The 23,470-nt window shown below is 69.3% G+C and carries 20 protein-coding genes; 14 read left to right on the top strand and 6 right to left on the bottom strand.

The window, feature by feature from the left end; genetic code table 11:
* Positions 1-19 precede the first annotated feature (19 nt).
* Entirely contained in the window at positions 20-1,537 is a 1,518-nt protein-coding gene (locus WKW77_RS11520) for an AMP nucleosidase (RefSeq protein ID WP_340356970.1), read from the top strand.
* Between the two features lie 104 nt (positions 1,538-1,641).
* On the opposite strand, the gene WKW77_RS11515 is transcribed toward WKW77_RS11520, so the two are convergent.
* A complete protein-coding gene (locus WKW77_RS11515; RefSeq protein WP_340356969.1) occupies positions 1,642-2,328 on the bottom strand; it encodes an ArsR/SmtB family transcription factor in 687 nt (228 codons plus the stop codon).
* Between the two features lie 51 nt (positions 2,329-2,379).
* Between WKW77_RS11515 and WKW77_RS11510 the strand changes: the two genes are divergently transcribed.
* The gene (locus WKW77_RS11510) at positions 2,380-3,534 is read left to right on the top strand and encodes a cytochrome P450 (RefSeq protein WP_340356968.1); all 1,155 of its coding nucleotides are present in this window, start codon (positions 2,380-2,382) and stop codon (positions 3,532-3,534) included.
* On the opposite strand, the gene WKW77_RS11505 is transcribed toward WKW77_RS11510, so the two are convergent.
* Together WKW77_RS11505 and WKW77_RS11500 are read right to left on the bottom strand one after the other, a co-directional pair.
* On the bottom strand, positions 3,506-4,489 hold the full coding sequence (locus WKW77_RS11505; RefSeq protein WP_340356967.1) for a pyridoxamine 5'-phosphate oxidase family protein: 984 nt from the start codon (positions 4,487-4,489) through the stop codon (positions 3,506-3,508). The two genes, WKW77_RS11510 and WKW77_RS11505, sit on opposite strands and share 29 nt — an antisense overlap.
* Positions 4,486-5,130 carry a glutathione S-transferase family protein gene (locus WKW77_RS11500; RefSeq protein WP_340356966.1) on the bottom strand — a complete coding sequence of 215 codons (645 nt, stop codon included), beginning with the start codon at positions 5,128-5,130 and terminating at the stop codon, positions 4,486-4,488. The genes WKW77_RS11505 and WKW77_RS11500 overlap by 4 nt, the downstream gene beginning before the upstream one ends.
* A 107-nt stretch (positions 5,131-5,237) precedes the next feature.
* Here WKW77_RS11500 and WKW77_RS11495 point away from each other — a divergent pair, with 107 nt between their 5' ends.
* The 4 genes from WKW77_RS11495 to WKW77_RS11480 all read left to right on the top strand — a co-directional run bounded on the left by WKW77_RS11495 (position 5,238) and on the right by WKW77_RS11480 (position 9,653).
* Positions 5,238-6,128 (top strand): LysR family transcriptional regulator, encoded by an 891-nt coding sequence (locus tag WKW77_RS11495; RefSeq protein WP_340356965.1) that lies wholly within the window; start codon positions 5,238-5,240, stop codon positions 6,126-6,128.
* Positions 6,129-6,133: 5 nt separating this feature from the next.
* Positions 6,134-7,078, top strand: coding sequence for an ATP-binding cassette domain-containing protein (locus WKW77_RS11490; protein ID WP_340356964.1), 945 nt, complete (start codon positions 6,134-6,136; stop codon positions 7,076-7,078).
* A 24-nt stretch (positions 7,079-7,102) separates the two neighbouring features.
* Complete coding sequence (locus WKW77_RS11485; RefSeq protein ID WP_340356963.1) at positions 7,103-7,927, top strand: ABC transporter permease; 825 nt, start codon at positions 7,103-7,105, stop codon at positions 7,925-7,927.
* An 82-nt stretch (positions 7,928-8,009) separates the two neighbouring features.
* Positions 8,010-9,653 (top strand): hypothetical protein, encoded by a 1,644-nt coding sequence (locus WKW77_RS11480; protein ID WP_340356962.1) that lies wholly within the window; start codon positions 8,010-8,012, stop codon positions 9,651-9,653.
* Positions 9,654-9,666: 13 nt separating this feature from the next.
* On the opposite strand, the gene WKW77_RS11475 is transcribed toward WKW77_RS11480, so the two are convergent.
* Positions 9,667-10,575 (bottom strand): LysR family transcriptional regulator, encoded by a 909-nt coding sequence (locus tag WKW77_RS11475; RefSeq protein ID WP_340356961.1) that lies wholly within the window; start codon positions 10,573-10,575, stop codon positions 9,667-9,669.
* A 96-nt stretch (positions 10,576-10,671) separates the two neighbouring features.
* Between WKW77_RS11475 and WKW77_RS11470 the strand changes: the two genes are divergently transcribed.
* Positions 10,672-11,673, top strand: a complete 1,002-nt coding sequence (locus WKW77_RS11470; protein WP_340356960.1) for an NAD(P)H-binding protein — start codon at positions 10,672-10,674, stop codon at positions 11,671-11,673.
* A gap of 73 nt (positions 11,674-11,746) precedes the next feature.
* Positions 11,747-12,907 carry an acyl-CoA dehydrogenase family protein gene (locus tag WKW77_RS11465; protein ID WP_340356959.1) on the top strand — a complete coding sequence of 387 codons (1,161 nt, stop codon included), beginning with the start codon at positions 11,747-11,749 and terminating at the stop codon, positions 12,905-12,907.
* 3 nt (positions 12,908-12,910) lie between these two features.
* On the opposite strand, the gene WKW77_RS11460 is transcribed toward WKW77_RS11465, so the two are convergent.
* Entirely contained in the window at positions 12,911-14,146 is a 1,236-nt protein-coding gene (locus WKW77_RS11460; protein ID WP_340356958.1) for a DEAD/DEAH box helicase, read from the bottom strand.
* A gap of 56 nt (positions 14,147-14,202) precedes the next feature.
* Here WKW77_RS11460 and WKW77_RS11455 point away from each other — a divergent pair, with 56 nt between their 5' ends.
* The 5 genes from WKW77_RS11455 to WKW77_RS11435 all read left to right on the top strand — a co-directional run bounded on the left by WKW77_RS11455 (position 14,203) and on the right by WKW77_RS11435 (position 18,341).
* Positions 14,203-15,405: a low temperature requirement protein A gene (locus tag WKW77_RS11455; RefSeq protein WP_340356957.1), complete on the top strand. Its 1,203-nt coding sequence runs from the start codon at positions 14,203-14,205 to the stop codon at positions 15,403-15,405.
* Positions 15,402-15,617, top strand: a complete 216-nt coding sequence (locus tag WKW77_RS11450; RefSeq protein ID WP_088954635.1) for a DUF3820 family protein — start codon at positions 15,402-15,404, stop codon at positions 15,615-15,617. The genes WKW77_RS11455 and WKW77_RS11450 overlap by 4 nt, the downstream gene beginning before the upstream one ends.
* A gap of 110 nt (positions 15,618-15,727) precedes the next feature.
* On the top strand, positions 15,728-16,216 hold the full coding sequence (locus WKW77_RS11445) for a tripartite tricarboxylate transporter TctB family protein (protein WP_340356956.1): 489 nt from the start codon (positions 15,728-15,730) through the stop codon (positions 16,214-16,216).
* 10 nt (positions 16,217-16,226) lie between these two features.
* Positions 16,227-17,738, top strand: a complete 1,512-nt coding sequence (locus WKW77_RS11440; protein ID WP_340356955.1) for a tripartite tricarboxylate transporter permease — start codon at positions 16,227-16,229, stop codon at positions 17,736-17,738.
* A gap of 261 nt (positions 17,739-17,999) precedes the next feature.
* Positions 18,000-18,341, top strand: a complete 342-nt coding sequence (locus WKW77_RS11435; protein WP_340356954.1) for a hypothetical protein — start codon at positions 18,000-18,002, stop codon at positions 18,339-18,341.
* 52 nt (positions 18,342-18,393) lie between these two features.
* Here WKW77_RS11435 and WKW77_RS11430 read toward each other — a convergent pair whose 3' ends face one another.
* Positions 18,394-21,684, bottom strand: a complete 3,291-nt coding sequence (locus WKW77_RS11430) for an autotransporter outer membrane beta-barrel domain-containing protein (RefSeq protein WP_340356953.1) — start codon at positions 21,682-21,684, stop codon at positions 18,394-18,396.
* A gap of 140 nt (positions 21,685-21,824) precedes the next feature.
* Between WKW77_RS11430 and WKW77_RS11425 the strand changes: the two genes are divergently transcribed.
* Positions 21,825-23,252, top strand: coding sequence for an NAD(P)/FAD-dependent oxidoreductase (locus WKW77_RS11425; RefSeq protein WP_340356952.1), 1,428 nt, complete (start codon positions 21,825-21,827; stop codon positions 23,250-23,252).
* Positions 23,253-23,470: the final 218 nt, after the last annotated feature.

Here is a 23,470-nt window from a genome sequence, read left to right as displayed (position 1 = left end):
CTCGCTGCACAATGCTGCGATGCCCTACATGCCCGCCTTCATCGCGCCTGCTCGCTTCACCGACCCGGACGCTGCCCTCGAACAGGTTCGCCAGATCTACGCCGGCGGGCTGCAGCATCTGCGCGACGCGATGCAGCGCTTCGTTGCCGGCGAGAGCCTGCCCGGGCGGGTGCGGGCCTGCTACCCCTTCGTGCGCGTGCACACGCACACGGCGTCGCGGCAGACCCCCGCGGCCAACGCGGGGCTGAGCTACGGCTTCGTGTCGGGGCCGGGCCGCTTCGAGACCACGCTGACCCGGCCGGACCTCTTCCAGCGCTACTACCGCGAGCAGTTCAGGCTGCTGCTCGAGAACCATCAGGTCGAACTCGAGGTCGGCACCAGCACGCAGCCGATCCCGATCCACTTCTCCTTTGCCGAGAACGACCACATCGAAGGCACCATGAGCGCCGAGCGCCGGGCCCTCATGCGCGACGTGTTCGACCTGCCGGATCTCGGCGCGATGGATGACGGCATCGCCAACGGCACCTTCGAAGCCAAGCCCGGCGAGGCGCAGCCGCTGTCGCTCTTCACCGCCGCGCGGGTCGACTACTCGCTGCATCGCCTGCGGCACTACAGCGGCACGGCGCCGGACTGGTTCCAGAACTTCGTGCTCTTCACCAACTACCAGTTCTACATCGACGAATTCGTGCGTCTCGGCCACGAGGCGATGGCGGACGAGAACAGCGAATACATCGCCTTCATCGAGCCGGGCAACGTGATCACGCGGCGCCGGGGGCTCGCTGCCGGCGCGAGCGAGCTGTACGGCAGCCTGCTCGACGGCACGCAAGGCACGCCGCCTTCGCGCCTGCCGCAGATGCCGGGCTACCACCTCGTGCGCGAGGACTGCACCGGCATCACGATGGTCAACATCGGCGTGGGGCCGGCCAACGCGAAGACCATCACCGACCACGTCGCGGTGCTGCGCCCGCACGCCTGGATGATGCTCGGCCACTGTGCCGGACTGCGGCAGGGGCAGCAGCTCGGCGACTACGTGCTGGCGCACGCTTACGTGCGCGAGGACCATGTGCTCGACGAAGAGCTTCCGTTGTGGGTGCCGATTCCCGCGCTGTCCGAAATCCAGCTCGCGCTCGAAAAGGCGGTGGCCGATGTCACCGGCATGCAGGGCACCGAGCTCAAGAAGATCATGCGCACCGGCACGGTCGCCAGCACGGACAACCGCAACTGGGAACTGCTGCCCGGCAACCAGCCGCAGCGCCGCTTCAGCCAGAGCCGCGCGGTGGCGCTCGACATGGAAAGCGCCACCATCGCGGCCAACGGGTTCCGCTTCCGCGTGCCCTACGGCACGCTGCTGTGCGTGAGCGACAAGCCGCTGCATGGCGAGATCAAGCTGCCGGGCATGGCCAACCAGTTCTACCGCGAGCGCGTCGAGCAGCATCTGCGCATCGGCATGGCGGCGATCGAGGTGCTGCGCAAGGAGGGGTCGAGCCGGTTGCATAGCCGCAAGCTGCGGAGTTTTGCGGAAGTGGCCTTCCAATAGATCTCCCCCAGCCTCGCCCACTTCGTGTGGCTCTGCACCCCCTCTCCGGGGGCGACCCCGGTGGCCCGGCGAAGCCGGTTCCACGGGGTCTCTGGCATTCGCGCTCAGGGCTTGAAGAGTTCGGGGATTTCTCGTTGGGCCTTGGAGGTGACTGAGAGGGCGCGGTCGTCGAGAGCCTGACGAACCCAGTCGCGGCGCAGTGCGAGTTGCAGCCATGCGGCGCCTAGCGCGCCGCCGAGGTGCGGGCGCCTTTCGCTCCAGTCGAGGCAGGCGCAGGCGAAGCGGCGACGGGATGTGCGCAAGGCGTCGACGTCGATGCCCAAGGTCTCCAGGGCCACGGCGCCTTCGGGGGTCAGGGCGTAGTCGCCATCGTCCGACGCGCCTTGCAGCCAGCCTTGCTCGTGCAGGCGGTCGTGCAGCGCGACGCCGGCGGCGCCGGCCATGTGGTCGTAGCAGGTGCGCGCGCTGCGCAGGCGCGTCGGTGTCGTCGGACGGAATTCGCCGCGCGGAGTACCGGCGACGACGAGCAGGCTTTCGAGTGCGGCCGCCACCTGCGTGCTCGCGAGGCGGAAGTAACGGTGCTTGCCCTGCGCGACCGACTCGACGAGGCGTTGTTCCTTCAGGCGCGACAGATGCGCGCTGGCGGTCGATGCCGCGACGTCGGCGACGGCGGCGAGTTCGGTCCCGGTGCGTGCGTGGCCGTCCATCAGGCAGCACAGCATGCGGGCGCGTGCGGGCTCGGCAATGGCTCCAGCCAGACGAGAGAGATGGGTGTCGGCATTTGCATCCACATTTCGATGGTAAGCGAAGTGTGTTCGCGCGGGAAGAACCACACTTGCGCCATGACACACACTGCCCCACCCGGCGACGCCATCGCGGCCGTCACGCATCCGAATCCCTACCCCTGGTATGCCGCGCTGCGAAGCGGGCCGGCGCTGGTCCGCGACGAAGGTCTCCGGCTCTGGATCGCCAGCCGCGCCGACGTGGTGCGCGACCTGCTGACGAACGATGCGCTGCGGGTGCGCCCCCTCGCCGAGCCCGTGCCCCACGCGATCGCCGGAACGCCCGCGGGCGAAGTGTTCGGGCGGCTGGTGCGGATGAACGAGGGCGACACGCATGCGACGCACAAGCCCGTGCTGCAGCGCGCGCTGGCCCGGCTGGACCTCGGATCGGCCCACGGGGCCGCGCTGCGCGTCGCGGCGCACCACACCCCGCACGCGCCGCTGTCCGGCTTCTGCCTGGCCTATCCGGTGCGCGCGGCGGCCCACCTGCTGGGTTTCGCCGATGGGGAACTGCCGCACCTGTCGGACTGGATGCGTGACTTCGTGGCCTGCCTGTCGCCGCTGTCGACGCCCACGCAACTCGACGCAGCGAGCAGCGCGGCCGCCGCATTGATGGACCGCTTCGAGCGTCTCGCGCATGCCCGGCCCGCACCGCACGGCAGTCTGCTCGCCGCGGTGCAGGCCGAGGCGCCGGATGCTCGGTCGCGCACGTTGCGGGCGAATCTGGTCGGGCTGCTGTCGCAGACTTGCGAAGCAAGCGCAGGCCTCCTGGGGAACAGCCTCGCGGCGTTGGCGCGCGAGCCCGATCTTCGGCGCAGGCTCGCCTCCCGCTGGGAGCTTCTGCCCGCGTTGGTCGAGGAAGTCGCACGGCACGATCCCTCGGTGCAGAACACGCGCCGCTTCGTCGCGCAGCCCACCACCGCCTGTGGAACCGTGCTCGCACCGGGCGACGCGATCCTGCTCGTGCTCGCCGCCGCGAACCGCGACCCTGCGCTCAACCCCGCGCCCGCGACCTTCGAGCTGATGCGGGCCCATCGCCAGACGCTCGGCTTCGGCCATGGCCCGCACGCGTGCCCCGGCCAGGTGCTCGCGTTCACCATCGCGGCGGCTGGGCTCCAGGCGCTGCTCGCCGGCGATCTCCGCACCGATGCGCTGCTGGAGCGCGGCTGGGACTATCAGCCGTCCGTCAACGCGCGGATTCCGCGCTTTCACTGAGCCGCGCGACGTCGGCCCAGTCGCCCGTATCCGCGAGGAAGGGCGACATCTCCGCGCGACCCCAGCGCAGGGGAAGTGCCGCGGGACGGTGCAGCACCGAGACGACCTGCATGCGCAGCAACCTCTCCGCCCCTTCGAATGCGGCAAGTTCGGGGCCGTCCCATACCACTTCGCCGCTCACCGCGACCTGCAAGAGATCGCCCGTTTCGAAGTCGATGAACAGCAGGCCGGCGCGCGGGTTCACCACGATGTTGCCGAGCGTGTTGAAGAAGGTGTTTCCGTTGAAATCCGGCGCGGCGAGCATGCCGTCGCGCGACACCCGCACGAAGCCCGGCCGGCCGCCGCGATGCGACACGTCGATCCCGTGCGAGGCGTCGCCATCCCCCACCGAGGGATGCGCGGTCGCGATGAAGAACGTGTCCGCCTTTTCGACGATGCGCCGGGCGGCCACATCCAGATGGTCCATGCGACGGGCTTCGAGCACAGGACGGCTCTCGTTCACGAACACCGGCTCGCGCGCCTGGATGTACCTCGGGCAGTTGCCGAAGCTCTGCCCTACGTCGACCATGAAGCCCCGCGCGTCGATCTCCGACACGACGCCGTTCATGCGATTGCGCCGCCGCGTGTGCGGCTCGATACCGAGCAGCCCTACCGGCACACCCGCGACGAGCGCACTCGACAGCGGATCGCCCGCACTCGCCAGCGCATCGATGCGCAGGTGATGCGCGTCCGGCGAATGCGCGAAGCCGGGCGGCGCGGCGAGCACGCTCGCCCAGGGCTGGCGCGCCTCGTCGAGACTACCTACGATCATGAAGGGCAGTTGCGCGAAGAACGTGCGGTGCTGGTCCGGCATGAAGCCGCGCATGATGCGCGGGCCGAACTCCGCGAGCTTCTCGGCCACGCCCACGCGCGCCTGCATCGCGCGTTCGCCTTCGTGCCAGGGGCCGGCGTTCATGCCGCCAACCCGATGCGCGATGCGGCCATCGGCAGGAAGCCCGGCAGCGCTTCGATGCGTGCGAGCCAGGCGCGCACGTGCGGATACTCCGCGAGCGACACGTTGCCTTCCGGCGCGTGGGCCACGTAGCTGTAATTCGCAATATCGGCCAGGGTCGGCGTCGCACCCGCGAGGTAGGGGCGCGTCGCGAGTTCGTCGTTCATCACGCGCAGCAGATCGTGCGATCGCGCAACGATCTCGGCCGGGTCCTTTTGCAGGCCGAACAGCACGGTGATGCGCGCCATTGCAGGCCCGCCCGCGAGTTGCCCGGCCGCGACCGACAGCCAGCGCTGCACCTGCGCGGCGCCGAACGGATCGCGCGGATACCACCGGCCCGGATCGTCCGCATAGCGCTCGTTCAGGTACACCATGATCGCGTTCGAGTCGGCCACGGTCACCTCGCCATCCTCGATGACCGGCACCTGGCCGAAGGCGTTGCGTCGCAGGAACTCGGGCCCGCGATGCGCGCCGGCGCGCATGTCGACCTCGACGACCTCGAACGGCAGGCCGAGCAGCGAAAGGAAGAGGCGCACACGATGCGCGTGGCCGGAAAGGGATGCGCTGTAAACCTTGATCGGCTGGGCGGGACGCTTGGCACTCATGGGGTTCTCCTGTCGGGCTGTGATGAAGGCATTCTTGTTTGCTTCCCTTCGGGGAACAATGGCGCGGACCGCACTTGACTGCTCCACTTTCCGGTCTAATCGCGGCCATGGACCGACTCAAAGCCATGCAGACCTTCGTGCAGATCGCCGACCAGGGCAGCCTGACCCGGGCCGCCGATGCGCTCGACAGTTCGCTTCCGGCGGTGGTGCGTTCGCTCGCCGCGCTCGAAGCGCACCTGGGCGTGCGCCTGTTCCACCGGACCACCCGGCGCATCTCGCTCACGGCCGAGGGCCGCACCTATCTGCAGAGCGCGCGCGAGGTTCTGGCCGCGGCGGATGCGGCCGATCGCGCGCTCACCCAGGGCGCGACCGAGCCCACAGGGCAGCTCACCGTCACCGCGCCGGTGCTCTTCGGCCACATGTACGTATCGCCGGCGATCGTTCGATTCCTGCAGCGCTACGACAAGATGCGCTGCAGCGTGCTCCTGCACGACCGGCCCGTGAACCTGCTGGAGGAAGGTGTCGATGTCGGCATCCGGATCAGCGCGCTGGAGGATTCCTCCCTCGTGGCGCAGCAGCTCGGCAGCGTCCGCCGCGTGGTGGTGGCAAGCCCGGACTACCTGCACAGGCATGGCAGGCCGCGCCATCCGGACGAGCTGATGCACGCGAACTGCGTGCGCATCCACCCCACCACCATCGGCCCCTGGCGGTTCCGCGACCGCGGACGCACCTTGTCGGTGGCGGTGCAAGGCAACCTCGAGTTCAACCACATCGCGCCGGCGATCGAATCGTGCGCCGCGGGCATGGGCTTCGGGAGCTTCTTCTCCTACCAGGTGCTGCCGCTGGTGGCGCAGAAGCGCCTGGAGATCGTCCTCGAGGAATTCGAGCCGCCGCCGCGCCCGGTGAGCGTGATCTATCCGCACGCGAGGCTGCTTCCGGCCCGCACGCGCGTCTTCGTCGACTGGATGAAGCAGGAGTTCGCAGGCATCCGCCTCTGAGTGTCATGCGCCACAATGGGCCGGTGCCGACACCCCTCTTCCAGGCCCACAACCTTCACAAGCGCTACGGCGAAGCCGTGGTGGTCAACGACCTCTCGTTCGAGATCGCGCCCGGCGAATGCCTCGGCGTGATCGGCCCGAACGGCGCCGGCAAGACGACGACCATCCGCATGTGCCTCGGCCTCACCGCGCCGGACCACGGCACGATCGAGGCGCTGGGCGGGCTCACGATGCCGCGCGATGCGCGCGCGATCAAGGCGCAGCTCGGCGTGGTGAGCCAGTTCGACACGCTCGACCCCGACTTCACCTGCGCCGAGAACCTCATGGTCTACGCGCGCTACTTCGGCATGCGCCGCGCGCAGATCATGCCGCGCATCCCGCAGTTGCTCGAGTTTGCGGCGCTGTCGCACAAGGCCGACGCGAAGCCGGGCGAGCTCTCCGGCGGCATGCGGCGGCGACTGTCGCTGGCGCGCGCGCTGGTGAACGATCCCAAGCTGCTGATGCTCGACGAGCCCACCACCGGGCTCGACCCACAGGCGCGGCATCTGATGTGGGAACGCCTTCAGGTGCTGCTGCAGCAGGGCAAGTCGATCCTGCTGACCACGCACTTCATGGACGAGGCCGAGCGGCTTTGCTCGCGGCTGCTGGTGCTCGACCACGGCCGCAAGATCGCCGAAGGCCGGCCGCGCGACCTGATCGCCCAGCATCTGGAACCGGACGTTGTCGAGCTCTACGGCGACGGCGCGCTCGAACTTGCGCACTCGCCGCTGAAGGACTACGCCGCACGCGTGGAAGTGAGCGGCGAGACGGTGTTCTTCTACACGCAGGATGCGCGCGGCCTGATGGCGGCGCTCGGCGATCGGAGCGGCCTGCGCACCTTTCATCGGCCGGCGAACCTGGAAGACCTGTTCCTGAAACTGACCGGTCGGCAGATTCGTGAGGATGGCTGATCGCGACCAAGGAGACCAAGAGCCATGTCCGCAGTGATCGATGCCGCACCGCCCACGCGCTCCGTCTGGCGCCCGCCCGAGCTCTCGATGCGCTGGTGGCCGGTGTTCCTGCGCAACCTGCTGGTGTGGCGCAAGCTCGCGATCCCGAGCCTGATCGGCAACATCGCCGAGCCGCTGATCTGGCTGGTGGCCTTCGGCTACGGCATGGGCGCGCTGGTCGGGCAGGTCGAGGTGGAGGGCACGCGCATCCCCTACATCCTCTTCCTCGCGAGTGGCTCGATCTGCATGAGCGCGATGAACGCGGCTTCGTTCGAGGCGCTCTATTCGGCCTTCTCGCGCATGCATGTGCAGAAGACCTGGGACGGCATCATGAACGCGCCGGTCGGCCTCGACGACGTGGTGCTGGCCGAGATGCTCTGGGCCGGCTTCAAGGCGATCTTCACCACGACGGCGATCCTCTTCGTGATGCTCGCGCTGGGCATCAGCCACACGCCGAAGCTCGTCATCGCGTGGCTCGTGCTGGTGGGCTGCGGCATCACCTTCTCGTGCATCGCGCTGATCTTCAACGCGCTCGCGAAGGGCTACGACTTCTTCACCTACTACTTCACGCTGTTCATGACGCCGATGATGTTCCTGTCGGGCGTGTTCTTTCCGCTGGAGCAACTGCCGGGCGTGGTGCGCGCGGTGGCCGCGTGGCTGCCGCTGACGAATGCGGTGATGCTGGTGCGGCCGCTCTTCATGGACCAATGGCCCGACGACTGGCTGCGGCATGCGCTCGTGCTGGTGGTCTACACGGTCGCCGCGTACTGGATCGCGCTCGGCCTCACGCGCAAGCGTTTCCGGGCCTGAGGCACCTTGTCCCGCGGGTGACTGCAAAGGCCGGAGCGGCTCCTAGACTGCGACCGGCCAACAACCACAACCAGGAGACAGCATGAAGCGGATCATCGGCGGTGCCCTTGCGGCCTCGGTACTTCTCCTCGGCGCGTGCACCACGGCGCCGACCACACCGCCCGCACGGCCGTCGGCGTGGGCTGCACCCGAAGCGATCGTCGCGCCCTCGTCCTTCAGCGGCGTGCACGGCCTGGCGATCGACAAGCAGGGCCGGCTGCTCGCGGGCTCGGTGGTGGGCAACGCCATCTGGGAGGTCGACCGGCAGTCCGGCGCCACGCGCGTGATGATCCCGGCGATGGAAGGCCAGGCCGACGACATCGCGGTCGGGCCCAGGGGCGAGCTCGCTTGGACCAACTACCTCATGGGCATGCTGCGTATGCGCGACAGCGACACAGCGCCGATCCGCGTGGTCGCGAAGGACCTGCCCGGCCTCAACTCGCTGGACTTCGACCGCCAGAGCGGCAAGCTCTATGCGTCGCAGGTGTTCCTCGGCGACGCGCTGTGGGAGATCGATCCCGCCGGCCAGAAGCCGCCGCGGCTCATCAAGAAGGACATGGGCGGTTTCAACGGCTTCGAGGTCGGGCCGGACGGCATGCTCTACGGACCGCTGTGGTTCAAGGGGCAGGTGGTGAAGATCGACCCGGCGAACGGCGCGATGACCGTGATCGCCGATGGCTTCAAGATCCCCGCGGCCGCCAATCTCGACGGCAAGGGGAACCTGTGGGTGGTCGACGCACGCAGCGGCGAGCTGGTCCGCGTCGAACTCGCCAGCGGCCGCAAGACGGTGGTCAGGCAGCTCAAACCTTCGCTGGACAACCTCGCGATCGCTCCCGACGGCACGATCTATGTCTCGAACATGGCCGACAACTCCGTCGAGGCCTTCGACCCCGACACCGGCACGCTGCGCACGCTCACCAGCGGCAAGCTCGCGGTGCCGGCGGGCCTGAAGATCGACGGCAACGATCTGTTCGTCGCCGACGTCTTCGGCTTCCGGCAGGTCGACGCGAGCACCGGCGCGGTGCGCGACATCTTCCGCATGCAGCGCGATCCGGATCTCGAATACCCGTTCTCGGTCGGACTTTCGTCCACGCACTTCGCGCTGGCGTCGTGGTTCACCGGCACGGTGCAACTGGTCGACCGCAAGAGCCTGAAGACCACCGCCGTGATCCACGGCCTGAAGGCGCCCTACGACGCCATGCCGATGCCCGACGGCAGCGTGATCTACGCCGAGATCGCGACCGGCAGCATCACGCGCGCGAGCGGCCCGAAGTTCGAGCACAAGGAAGTCATCGCGAGCGGACTCGGCGGCCCGGTGCAGATAACGCTCGGCAAGGACGGCGCGCTCTACGTCACCGAAGCCGCGGGCAAGCTCACGCGCATTCCGCTCGATGCCAGCGCGCCGCTTCGCGCGGTGGCCGAGGGGCTGGCGCTGCCGGAAGGCGTGGCGCAGACGCCGTGGGGCAGCTTCATCGTCGCGGAAAGCGCGGCGCGCCGGCTGGTGGAGATCGACCTCGCCACCGGCACGCGGCGCATCGTCGCCGAAGGGCTGCCGATCGGGCTCGAAGGCGGCCCCGGCATGCCGCCGCCCTACGTGCCCACCGGCGTGGCGGTGGGCAAGGACGGGACCATCTACATGACCGCCGACCGCAACAACGCGCTCTTGCGCATCCGGCCGCAGCGCTGAATTCTCGCCGGCTTCACGCGCCGGGCGCCGCCTTGCCGTAGTAAGCGGACAGCGCGGCGACCAGGTGCGCGAAAGTCACGCGCACGCGCCCCATGCGTCGCAGGTCCTCGTGCATGCTGACCCACGTGTCGAGCCCATGGCTGAACGCGCGCGGCAGCACCGGCACCAGCCTCGGGTCGCGCGCGGCCAGCGCCTTCTGGCACACGCCGATGCCGAGCCCGGCGCGGATCGCACCGAGCTGCGCGATCTGGTTGTCGGTGCGGCAGCTGAACATCGAACGCTTGAGGTCGATGCCGAGATCGCGAAACCAGCGCAGCACGCCGGTCTCGCGATCCGGCCCGATCAACGCGAAGCGGGCGAGATCGTCGAGGCGCTTCGGCGTGCCGTGCCGCTTCAAATAGTCCGCCCGCGCGAAGAAGCCGAGCTCGACCGTGCCCACGCGTGTCGCGACGAGTGCCGCCTGCGTGGGCTGCGCCATGCGGACCGCGATGTCGGCCTCGTGCCGCAGCAGGTCCTCGTTTCGGTTGGTCAGGCTCAGCTCGAATGCGAGGCCCGGGTGCTTGCGCTGCAGGCCGGCCAGGATCGAGGGCAGTACTTCGGCGCCGACGACATCGCTGGCCGTGATGCGCACGGTGCCGGAAGCCGCGCCGGTGTCGGCCGATGCCGCGCGCGCAAACGCATCGGCCGCGGCGGCCATGGCCTCGGCATGCGCGCGGAGGTCGCGCGCCGCATCGGTCGGCGTGAGTCCGGAGGGCGAGCGCGTGAAGAGCGCGACGCCGATGGAGCGCTCCAGCGCATCGAGGCGGCGCCGCACGGTGGGCTGCGCCACCCCCATCACACGTGCGGCGGCGGAGAGGCTGCCTTCGCGCAGCACGGCGAGAAAGGCACGCTGGCTTTCCCAGTCCAGAGGGTCGAGGTTCATACATTTCATACTAGCCGACTGCACAGTTCAGACAATTGTGTTTATCCATGCCGGGCCGAAGAATCGCTCCATCACGCAACACGAAAGGAACGAGTCATGGAAAGAGGTACGGCACTGGTGCTCGGCGCAACGGGCGGCATCGGCGGGGAGACCGCGACTGCCCTGCTGCGGCGGGGCTGGAAAGTGCGGGCGCTGGCCCGCGACCCGGCCCGGGCGGCGGCGCAATGGCCCGCAGGCACGCCGCGCCCGGAGTGGGTCGCCGGCGATGCGATGGATCCCGACAGCGTGATCGCCGCCGCGCGCGGCGCTGCGCTGATCGTGCATGCGGTCAATCCGCCCGGCTATCGCAACTGGGAGACCCTCGTGCTGCCGATGCTCGAAAGCACCCTCCGCGCCGCCGAGGCGACCGGCGCGCGGATCGTGCTGCCGGGCAACGTCTACAACTACGGGCCCGACGCCTTTCCCGACATCGACGAAAGCGCGCCGCAACACCCCGTCACGCGCAAGGGGGCGATCCGCGTGCAGATGGAGCAGCGCCTGCGCGAAGCCGCCGCGCGCGGCGTGCGGACGCTCGTAGTGCGCGCCGGCGACTTCTTCGGGCCGCGGGCGGCCAACAACTGGTTCTCGCAGGGGCTGGTGAAACCGGGCAAGCCGGTGTCGGCGATCGCCGATCCGGCCCGGCGGGGCGTCGGCCACCAATGGGCGTACCTGCCGGACGTGGCCGAGACCATCGCGCAGCTCGTCGAGCGCGAAAGCGCACTTGCCACCTTCGACACCTTCCACATGGACGGCCACTGGGACGCCGACGGAACCCGCATGCAGGCCGCCATCCGGCACGCGAGCGGCCGGCCCGACCTGCCGGTGAAGCGCTTTCCGTGGTGGCTCGCCGCGCTGGCCTCGCCCTTCGTGCCGACGTTGCGCGAGCTGCGCGAGATGCGGTATCTGTGGCAGAAGCCGGTTCGCATGCGCAATGCACGGCTGGTGGCGCTCCTGGGCGCCGAGCCCCACACGCCGTTCGACGCAGCGGTCCGCACCACGCTCGAAGGGCTGGGGTGCCTGCAGGCACCCGGTGCCAATGGCCAGCAGCAGGCGGCGTAACAGGCTGTAGCCAATTGCCGCAAGCGCGCCGCGCGGGGCGCGCCCTACAGTCTCCGGATCGACCGGAGACAGCATGCAGTACACCCACGAACACCTCGAAATCCAGAAGACGCTGCGCCGCTTCATCGACGAGGAGATCAACCCGCATGTCGACGAATGGGAAGCGGCCGAGCAGTTTCCGGCGCACCCGCTCTTCCGCAAGCTGGCCGCGCTCGGCCTGCTGGGGCTGAACAAGCCCGAGGCCTATGGCGGCTCGGGCCTCGACTACTCCTACGCGATGGCGATGGCCGAGGCCCTGGGCCATGTGAGCTGCGGCGGCATCCCGATGGCGATCGGCGTGCAGACCGACATGTGCACGCCGGCGCTCGCCCGCTTCGGCAGCGATGCGCTGCGGCGCGAGTTCCTCGCGCCCGCGATCGCGGGCGAGACGGTCGGCTGCATCGGCGTGAGCGAACCCGGCGCCGGCAGCGACGTCGCGGGGCTGAAGAGCCATGCGCGCAAGGACGGCGGCGACTACGTCATCACCGGCCAGAAGATGTGGATCACCAACAGCCTGCAGGCCGACTGGATGTGCATGCTGGTCCACACGAGCGACGGCCCGGTGCACCGCAACAAGTCGCTGGTGATGGTGCCCATGAACACCCCCGGCATCACCAAGGCGAAGAAGATCCGCAAGATCGGCATGCACTCCAGCGATACGGGCCTCATCTACTTCGACGAGGTGCGGGTGCCGCAGCGCTATCGCATCGGCGAGGAAGGCCAGGGCTTTGTCTACCAGATGCAGCAGTTCCAGGAAGAGCGGCTGTGGTGCGCCGCGAGTTCGCTGCTGCCGATGGAGGAATGCATCGCCGAGACCATCGAATGGGCGCAGCAGCGCAAGCTCTTCGGCGGCACGCTGGCGGACCAGCAGTGGGTGCAGTTCAAGCTCGCCGAGCTCAAGACCGAGATCGAGGCGCTGCGCGCCCTCACCTACCGGGCCTGCGAGCTCCATGTGCAAGGCCAGGACGTGACCGAGCTGGCGTCGATGGCCAAGCTCAAGACCGGCCGCCTCACCCGCGAGGTGGCGGACACCTGCCTGCAGTTCTGGGGCGGCATGGGCTTCACCTGGGAGAACCGCGTCTCGCGCCTGTACCGCGATGGACGGCTGGCCTCGATCGGCGGCGGCGCGGACGAGGTGATGCTCGGCATCCTCGCGAAGACGATGGGGATTGCGAAGAAGCCGCCGAGGGAATGAGGGTCAGCGCGACGCGGCCGCAGCAGCGGCGCGCAGCTTGTCCTTCTTGCTCGGACGCTTGCCCTTGATGCCGCCCGTGCCTGCACCGGGGGGCGGGGCGGCTTCCGCCGGCTCGAATCCCGCCACGCGTTCACGCGGCACGGTGAGGCCCTGTCGCTTCTCGATGAGGCTGAAATGCGCCTCGGTGGCGGCGCTGACGAAGCTCACGGCCAGGCCGCTCTGGCCGGCGCGGCCGGTGCGGCCGATGCGGTGCACATAGTCGACCGCCGAACGGGGAAGGTCGTAGTTCACGACCACCGGCAACTGGATGACGTCGATCCCTCGCGCCGCGAGATCGGTCGCGATCACCGCCTTGATCCGCGACGCCTTGAAATCCGCGAGAACCTGCGTGCGCTTGCCCTGGCTCAGCAGGCCGTGGAAGGCCTCGGCCTCGACGCCCGCCCTGCGCAGCTTGTCGGCCACGGTCTCGGCGGCGTGCTTCGTCGCGACGAAGACCAGCACGCGCGCCCAGCCGCTCTTCTCGATGAGCTGCCGCAGGAGCTGCGTGCGCTTGGCCGCGTCGACTTCGATCGCGCGCTGGAGGATCGCGGGCTCGGCGGTCTTCTCCTCGGTGCTCTCCACGCGCACCGGGTCGTGAAGCTGCGCTTCGGCCAGCGACTGGATCGCCTGCGGAAAAGTGGCCGAGAACAGCAGGTTCTGCCTCCGCGCCGGCAGCAGGGCCAGGATGCGCCCGAGTTCGTCGGCGAAGCCGAGGTCGAACAGCCGGTCGGCCTCGTCGAGCACGAGCATCGATACCGCCGACAGCCGGAGTGCGCGGCGATCGACCAGATCGAGCAAGCGGCCCGGCGTGGCGACCATGACGTCGGCGCCGCCACGCAGGGCCATCATCTGCGGATTGATCGACACGCCGCCGAAAGCGACGGCGATCTTCGGCCGCACGGGCAGGTGCTGCGCCAGGCCGCGCATCGCCTCGCCGACCTGCGCCGCGAGTTCCCGCGTGGGCACCAACACCAATGCGCGCAGCACCCGAGGCGCCTGCGGCTGCTGCACAAGCCGCTGCAGCAACGGCAGCGCGAATGCCGCGGTCTTGCCGGAACCGGTGCGCGCCGCACCCAGCAGGTCGCGGCCCTGCAGGATCGGTGGGATGGCTTCGCGCTGGATGGCGGTGGGCGCGGCATAGCCCCTGTCGGCGGCGGCGCGCAGCAGGGCGGGGTCGAGCCCCAGGGTTTCGAAAGACATGGTGGATTGGAACAGAGCCTGGCGCGCAGATGAATGGGGCCGGAGAGAATCCGGCCATGCACGGCCACGCCAACCCCGACACCCATCCCGCGCTGCGGCGCCGCAACGGTGGCGAAGCCAAGGTCACCTACGAGGAACTGTTCTTCGACCTGGTGTACGTCTTCGCGGTCACGCAGCTGTCGCACTACCTGCTCGGCCATCTCACGCCGCTCGGTGCGCTCGAAACGGGTTTGCTCTGGTTCGCGGTGTGGCTCGGCTGGCAGTACACGGCCTGGGTGACCAACTGGTTCGACCCGCGCTCGGCGCCGGTGCGCCTGCTGCTGTTCGGGGTGATGCTGGTGGGCCTCGTGATGTCGGCGGCGATCCCGGGCGCCTTCGCGGAACGGGGCGCCACGTTCGCGGCGGCCTTCGTCACGATCCAGGTCGGGCGCTCGATCATGGTCTACCTGATGCTGCGCGACCGGCATGTGCTGGCGGCCAACTTCGTGCGCATCCTCGGCTGGAACTGCATCGCGGCGGTGTTCTGGATCGCGGGCGCCTTCGCGGCCGGGCCGGCGCGGATCGGATGGTGGGCGGTGGCGGTCGCGTGCGAGTACCTCTCGCCGATGTTCGGCTTCCGCCTGCCGGGGCTGGGACGCTCGCAGACTTCGGATTGGACCATCGAAGGCGGCCATCTCGCCGAGCGCTGCCAGCTCTTCGTGATCATCGCGCTGGGCGAGTCGATCCTGCTGACCGGCGACACCTTCGCGAAGACGGAGGCGCTGGGCACGCTGTCGACGGCCGCCTTTCTCTGCGCCTTCGTCGGCAGCCTCGCGATGTGGTGGCTCTACTTCGACACCAGCAGCGCGGACGGCAGCCATGTGATCGAGCATTCCGACGACCCGGGGCGCATCGGCGCGTGGTTCCACTACGTGCATGTGCTGCTGGTGGGCGGCATCATCGTCACCGCGGTGGGCAACGAGCTCGTCATCGCGCATCCGCATGGCCCCATGGACCTTGCCGAACTGATCGTGATGGTCGGCGCGCCGGTGGCCTACCTGCTCGGCAACGGGCTCTACAAGCGCATCGTGTACGGGCGCTTCCCTCTGTCGCACATCGCGGGGCTGCTCGCCGCGTTGGCGCTGATCGCAATCGCATCGAAGCTCGATCTGCTGACGATGAACGTGCTGACCTCCATCGTGATCATCGGCGTCGCCGCCTTCGACACCCGCACCAGCCGCGCAAGGCGGAAGACACGACAACCCGCCCCCTCGCCATGAAGCCCGAAGACCTCGAGAAGCTCGTCACCCTGGAGATGCCCTTCGGCAAGTACAAGGGCCGCGTGATCGCCGACCTGCCCGGCAACTACCTGAACTGGTTCGCGCGCGAAGGCTTCCCCAAGGGGGAGATCGGCCGGCTGCTGGCGCTCATGCAGGAGATCGACCACAACGGTCTCAAGGGCTTGCTCGCGCCGCTGCGTCGCAAGGGCTGAAGGGTTCCGGCTGGTACGTGTAAGTCCGTACCGGACAAGTCAGCCCGGGGTCAGGTACGCAGGATGACTCTGATCGCGTTCATAACAACGAGGGTCGAGAGACAAGAGACATGCGTATCAAGAGTCAAGCGGACTTCTATTCAGGGGTCATGTTCATGGCCGCGGGCGGCGCCTTCGCCATCGGCGCCACGTCCTACAACATCGGCGACGGCGCCCGCATGGGGCCGGGCTACTTTCCCCTGATGCTGGGCATCCTCCTGGCGATCCTGGGGGCGGCGGTGCTGTTCCAGTCGCTGGTGGTCGAGACGGTCGATGGCGACCCGATCGGCAAGTGGGCGTGGAAGCCGCTGTTCTTCGTGCTGGCGGCCAACCTCGCGTTCGGCGTGCTGCTGGGCGGCCTGCCAAGCATCGGCGTGCCGGCCATGGGGATGATCCTCGCGATCTACGCGCTCACCATCATCTCGAGCCTCGCAGGCGAGCATTTCAACCTGAAGGACGTGCTCATCCTCGCGACCATCCTGGCTGCCGGCAGCTACGTCGCCTTCATCTGGGCGCTGAAGCTGCAGATCCAGGTCTGGCCGACCTTCGTCGCGGGTTGAGGAGGGCACCATGGATCTGATTCACAACCTCGCGACCGGTTTCGGCGTCGCGTTCACGCTCACCAATCTTCTCTACTGCCTCATCGGCTGCATCCTGGGCACGTTGATCGGCGTGCTGCCGGGCATCGGCCCGGTCGCGACGATCGCGATGCTGCTGCCGGCGACCTATGCGCTGCCTCCGGTGTCGGCGCTGATCATGCTGGCCGGCATCTACTACGGCGCGCAGTACGGCGGCTCCACCACCGCGATCCTGGTCAACCTGCCGGGCGAGTCGTCCTCGGTCGTGACCTGTATCGACGGCTACCAGATGGCGCGCCAGGGCCGTGCGGGCCCCGCGCTCGCGGCGGCCGGCCTCGGCTCGTTCTTCGCGGGTTGCGTCGGCACGCTGATCCTGGCGGCGTTCGCGCCGCCGCTGACCGAGCTGGCCTTCAAGTTCGGCCCGGCCGAGTACTTCTCGCTGATGGTGCTGGGCCTGATCGGCGCGGTGGTGCTGGCTTCGGGGTCGCTGCTCAAGGCGGTCGCGATGATCGTGCTGGGCCTCTTGCTCGGCATCGTCGGCACCGACGTGAACTCGGGCGTGGCGCGCTTCAGCTTCGACGTGCCGGAACTCACCGACGGCATCGGCTTCGTGGTGATCGCCATGGGTGTGTTCGGCTACGGAGAAATCATCGGCAACCTCTCGCAGCCGGACGAGGAGCGCGAGGTCTTCACCTCCGAGGTGAAGGGCCTGTGGCCGACCAAGGAAGACTTCAAGAACATGGCGCCTGCCGTGCTGCGCGGCACCACGCTCGGCTCGGCGCTCGGCATCCTGCCGGGGGGCGGCGCGCTGCTGGCGTCGTTCGCCGCCTATGCGCTCGAGAAGAAGATCCGCATGCGGCCCGGCGAGATCGCGTTCGGCAAGGGCAACATCCGCGGCGTCGCGTCGCCGGAATCGGCCAACAACGCCGGCGCGCAGACCTCGTTCATCCCGCTCCTGACGCTGGGCATTCCGCCGAACGCGGTGATGGCGCTGATGGTGGGTGCGATGACCATCCACAACATCCAGCCCGGCCCGCAGGTGATGACCAGCAACCCCGAGCTGTTCTGGGGCCTCATCGCCTCGATGTGGATCGGCAACGCGATGCTGATCATCCTGAACCTGCCGCTGATCGGCATGTGGATCAAGCTGCTGACGGTGCCCTACAAGTTCCTGTTCCCGGCCATCGTGCTGTTCTGCGCGATCGGGGTGTACTCGACCAACAACAACACCTTCGACGTCTGGATGGTCGCGGCCTTCGGCTTCATCGGCTACCTGTTCATCAAGCTGCGGGCCGAGCCCGCGCCGCTGCTGCTGGGCTTCATCCTCGGTCCGATGATGGAAGAGAACCTGCGGCGCGCGCTGCTGCTGTCGCGCGGCAGCTGGGCGGTCTTCGTCACGCGGCCGCTGTCGGCCGGCCTGCTCGTGGCCGCGTGCCTGCTGCTGGGGATCGTGCTGCTGCCCGCAGTGAAGTCGAAGCGCGAAGAAGCGTTCGTCGAGGATTGACCCACCCCCAGGCAACCCCAGCGGCCCGGCAGAGCCGGTTCCGCGGGGTTTCCGGCTTCAGGCAGAAAACGAAAACGGGTATGCGAAATCCTTCGTTCGACCGCCGGGAGCCTTCGCCAACAATGGCGGCTCGCCTTCGAGGGCGAGTGTCTCCCTGGTCGCGGATGCGGCGCAGTTTCAACGGGTCCTTCGGGACCCGTTTTTTTCTTGCGGGCCCTACACTTTGCGACGACCGTGACTCTCGTTCTGACTGGAGACTGCATGAACCGCTGGTTGATCCAAGGCGCCCTGATCTGTGCCCTTTCGATGTCGGTGTCGGGGTGCTATTACCCGCCGGTCGCGTATCCCGCGCCGGCCCCCGCGAGCTTCGACCGCTCGTTCAACGCCGCCTCCAGTGCGATGCGCGAACAGGGCCTCGCGATCCGCACGGAGGACCGGTCCAGCGGGACCATCGTCGGGACGCAAGGCAACGCGAGCGTGACGGCCAGCGTGCGCCAGCAGGCCGACGGCAGCGTCCGGGTGCAGTTCGATGCCAACGGTCCGCGCGACCCGGCGCTGATCGATCGCATCTCGCGCAGCTACGACCGCTACATGGGGCGGTAGGGAACCGGCGGGCGCGTTTGTCCCGCAAGCGTCCGCGGCGCGCCTACCGCGCCTACCAGTTGACGCGCAAGCCGACCGAGCCCTGTACGCCGCTCTTGAGCCGCTGGTCGCCGCCCGAATCGAAGAGCTGGCCCAGTTCGCCGTAGACGCTGGTCGCTGCGCTGAGCTGCAGCGTGGCGCCCACGGCCACCTCGGTGGTGGTGTAGCCGGTGCGCGAGCTGATGTCGGTGAAGGCGGCCGGGCCGACGAAGCGCGCCACGTCGGTGCCGCTGCCGGCGTGATAGATGTTCACGCGCGCGTACGGCTGCAGCAGGCCCGCCCCGGTCGCGATCTCGCCCCTGACGCGCACGCCGGCGCGCAGAAGCCAGCCGTTCTCGCTGTCGTTCTGCACCAGCGCACCCGAGATCAGCGTGTCGTCCAGGCTCTGCTGCCGGTGCGCGACCTGCAGCTGCGGTTCGATGGTCCACCCCGGCGCGAGCGCGAAGGCCTGTCCCACTTCGAGCGAGGCGAGGAAGCCGCTGCCCTTGCCGTCCACCGACAGCGCCGACACCGGGTTGACGGTGTAGCGGTGGCGCGAACCCTGCAGGACCGCATCGGCGTAGAAGCCGCCTTCGCTCATGTACGTGCCGTAGATCCCCAGGTACTGGCTGCGCAGGTCGTTGTAGCCCACGGCGAGGTTGCTGACGCCGCGCGCGAAGCCGGTCACGTCGACATTGCCGTCGAGCTGGCCCGCGTAGACGCCCGCGCGCCAGCGGCCATCGGCCCAGAGGTCGGTGCCGGCCTGGAAGCCGTTGAGGCGTCCGTCGCTCGAAGGGCTCACGGTGCCCTCCTGGCGGATGTCCATGTCGGTGCTGATGACGCGGCCCCAGGCACGGCGCTGGCCCGCCGCAGACGGCGCCGCGCCGCCGGCGACCACGTCGGTGTCGCCGATGCGCTGGTGCATGTTGCCGAGCATCGCGGTGTCGGCCTGACGCAGCTGGGCCGGCAGCGCGGCGAAGAGCGGCACTTCCGCGCGGTACAGGGGCACCACGGCCGCGGCCGCCGTGGGCAACGACGCAGCCTGTGCGGTCGAAGTCGTCGGCGCGGCGGGCGGCACCACGGTGATCGTGTTGCTCAGATAGGCCGCGGTACCGGTCGTGTCCAGCCGGTACTGGAAGGCCCCGGCCGCCACCGGCGCGGCGAGCGCGAACGCGCCGGACTGGATACCGCCGCCGTTTTCGGTGCTGATGATCTCGATGCCCTTGCCGGTGGTCTGGCCGCCGAGGCCGCCCAGGTTGGTCACGAGCACGCCGGTGGTGCCGCTCGCGACGGCCGTCGCGCCGCGCAGCACCAGCCGGTCGGTGGCGCTCCCGTCGGTGCCGAGCGCGGTGCCCACGCGCAGCGTGCCGCCGTTGCCGATCCAGGGGCCGGTGACGGTCAGCGTGGTGCCCGGCGCCCCGCCGACCAGCGACACCGTGCCGGCATTGGTGACGGACTGCACGGTCTGGCTGAAGCCCGCGAGATCCAGCGTCGCACCAGCGGCGACGGTGTGTGCCGAAGCCGCGCTGAAGGTATTGGCCGCACCCGCGCGCAGCGTGCCTGCCGCGACGTTCGTCGCGCCGGTGTAGTTGTTGGCGGCGGTGAGCGTCAGCGTGCCGGTGCCTTGCTTGGTGAGGAAGCCGGCGCCGGTGATCGCGCCGGCCGCCGTCGCGTTGAAGGCGCCGGTATCGATGACGGGGTCCTGCGTGCCGGTCAGGCGGATCGCATTGCCGATCGTGAGCCCGTCGGCCGCGAAGCCGAGCGTGGTGCCGTCGTCCATCGCGAGTTCGCCGGTGCCGAGCGCGGTGTTGCTGCCGACGTTCAGGCGACCCTGCTTGAGGGCGGTGCCGCCGGTGTAGGTGTTGTTGCCGCTGAGCGTGAGCGCGCCGGAGCCGGCCTTCGTCAGCCCGGCGCCGCCGGAGATCGCTCCCGCCCAGGTCATGTCGTTGCCGTTGGTGTCGAAAGTGCCGGCGCCGCCGAGGACCAGCGCACTGCTTGCGCTCTGGTTGGTGCTGCCCGCGCGGATCGTCGCGGTCGCGGCGCCGTCGATCGCCACCGCGCCGACCAGCGCGCCGCCGCTGAGCGTCAGTGAATTGGCGCCGCCGGTGAACTGCACGGCCGCGGCGCGCGTGACGCCATCGCCGCCGAGGCCGCCCGAGATCGTGCCGCCGGAGGTGTTGGTGATGTCGACGTTGGCGCCCAGGACGCCCACGCCGCCGACGCCGTTCGCGCCGTTCGGGCCGCTGTTGCTGCTGGCACCGCCCACGCCGCCGTTGCCGCCGGTGATGAGCCCGGCGTTGGTGACGCTCAGGCCCGCACCCTGCGACCGGAGGCCGACACCGCCATCGCCGCCGGCGCCGGGCGCGCCGCTGCCATCGGCCCGTTCTCCGCCGCCGGCACCGCCCGCGCCGCCCGCGCCGCCCGAGACCACGCCCGCGGCGCCGATGCTCAAGGTGCCGCGATTTCCGGCGAAGACCACGCCGAACCCGCCTTCCCCGCCGCCACCGCCCGTGGCGTTGCCGTGCGCACCGACCGCGAACTCCGAACCGCCGGCACCCCCCGCGCCCCCGACGATCCTCCCTGAGACGGAGAGCGGCGCTGCCGCGTTGCCGACGCTCATGAACAACCCGCCGCCGCCGCTGCCACCGCCGCCGGCCTGCGACCAGGTGTCACCGCCCTTGCCGCCGGCACCGCCGGTCAGCGATCCGGTCACCGACCAGGCAAACGAGGGGGAGAAGACCGTGGCGCCATAACCTCCGGCGCCCCCACCGCCCGCGGCCCAATCGCCATCGCCGCCGTTGCCGCCGTTGCCGCCCGTGATCGCCCCAAACACGCTGCTGATACCGGTCGGCAGCTGATCGCCGACGAAACCTGCGCCACCGCCGCCGCCGTAGCCGTTGGCCACCGCCTGGCTCTGGCCCGGCGCGCCGCTTTGACCGAAGGAGGCGCCGGCCGCACCGCCCGCGCCCGCAATCCCGCCGGGGGCAAGGCCGATGACCGCGCTCGCGCCCGCCGTGGAGGTCGATTCGTTGGCCGATCCGCCCGCTCCGCCATGGGCCCCGCTGCCGAGGTCGTTCAGTGCGCCTCCACCGCCTTGCCCGCTGCTTCCCCCGTTGCCCGCGTAGTAGGTCTGGTTACTTCCGATGGCCGCGCCACCCGCACCGCCCGCAGCCAGCGCCGGTCCACCCCATAGCCCGATGACGGCGACCGCCGCAGCGCAGGCGCTGCCGACGCTGCGCGTGCGGGCGTGGCCCCGCGCGGTTTCGGGCGCGGCGATCCAGGTGGAAAGCGATGGATTCCAGAGCGTACGGAAGGTCTTGTTCATGGCGGAGAAGGAAGCAATTCGTTCTAAAACGGTAGCAAATGTAATTCATTTGTATCAAACAATGCCGTGAGTTTGTTCACGCTCGGTCGGCGCGGCGCTGCCGATACCCTCTTCGTCCCCTTGCTCGACAGGAGCGCCCCATGGCAGCACTCGAGACCGACTACCTCGTGATCGGCACCGGCGGCAGCGCGATGGCGTTCGTCGATACGCTGCTCACCGAGGACCCCGGGGCACAGGTCGTGATGGTCGACCGGCACCACCGCCCGGGCGGCCAGTGGAACGACGCGTATTCCTTCGTGCGGCTGCACCAACCCGCCGCGTGGTACGGCGTCGCGTCGTACGAACTGAGCGACTGGCACCGCGAGACCACCGGCTTCAACGCCGGCATGTGGAGCCTCGCCTCGGGCCCGGAAGTGCTCGCGCATTTCGAGCACGTGATGAAGCACCGCTTTCTTTCCAGCGGGCGCGTGCGGTGGCTGCCGAAATGCGAATGGCTGGGCGCGGAAGATGGCGCGCATCGCGTCCGCTCCCTCATGGCCGGCGAATCCCACACGGTGAAAGTGCGCCGGAAGCTGGTGAACGCGACGCACGCGCGCATCGAAGTGCCCTCCACCCATGCGCCGAAGTACGCGTTGACGCCGGGCGTGACCTGCATCCCGCTGAACGGGCTGCCCGGCGTCACGCGCGCCTGGGCGAACTACACGGTCGTCGGCGCAGGCAAGACCGGCATGGACGCCTGCATCTGGCTGGTGGAGAACGGCGTGCCGCACGAGCGCATCCGCTGGATCGTGCCGCGCGACCCGTGGATGATGGATCGTGCCAACCTGCAGCCGGGCCCGGACGGCTGGCGGAACAATTTCGCGTTCTCGATGGCGCAGTTCGACGCACTGTGCGAGGCGACCGATCTGCCGGACCTGTTCCGGCGCCTCGAGGACAGCGGCGCGCTGATGCGCATCGACCCTGCGGTGGCGCCCACCACCTACCGCTGCGCCGTGGTCTCGCGCGGCGAACTCGGGCAGCTCCGGCGCATCGCCGAGGTCGGCGGAATCGTGCGGCTCGGCCGGGTGCGAAGCATCTCGCCATCACGCATGGTGCTCGAACGCGGCGAACTCGCGTCGGACGCCGACACGCTCTACATCGACTGCTCGGCCTCGGCGATCCAGCCGCTGCCGGACGTGCCGATCTTCGCGCCGGACGCCATCAACTTGCTGATGGTGCGCTTCTGCCAGCCGCTGATGAGCGCCAGCGTCATCGCATGGATCGAGGCCCACATCGACGACACGGCGGAGCAGCGCGCGCTGTGCAAGGCCGTGCGGGGGCCGGAGCGGCCGGCCGATTTCGTCCTCATGTGGGTGGAGACGCTCGCCAACGCGGCGCGGTGGCGCCAGCATCCGGAGCTCATGGCCTGGCTGTCGAAATGCCGCCTCAACGCGCAGGCCGTGATCCTCCGGGGCGTGGAATTCACGCCCGAAGTGAAGGACAAGCTCGCCGCCATCGCCGCGCGGGCGGCACAGGCCACGGCGCGCGCGCCCGAGCTGCTCGCGATGGCAGCGAAGGGCGCCGGCTAGGGCCTGTTCACACGACTTCCGGGGATCGCGTTGCCGTGCAAAGGGGCTGGATGCAAGGCGCCCGCGCGCAGCAAGGCTTTGGCCTTGCAAGCGCGGGCAACGCCGCAGACGGCCCCTTTGCACGACAACCCGAAGGGAAGGTGTGCCAGGACGGGCCACTCGGCGTTGCGCTCCTTGCATGTGCCAACGCACATGCGGCGTCGCGCGCCTTGATTGGC

The sequence above is a fragment of the Variovorax ureilyticus genome (assembly GCF_037889935.1).
Classification (GTDB): Bacteria; Pseudomonadota; Gammaproteobacteria; order Burkholderiales; family Burkholderiaceae_C; genus Variovorax; species Variovorax ureilyticus.
The sequence above is the reverse complement of the archived record's forward strand: the minus strand, read 5'-3'. Positions and strand labels throughout refer to the sequence as shown.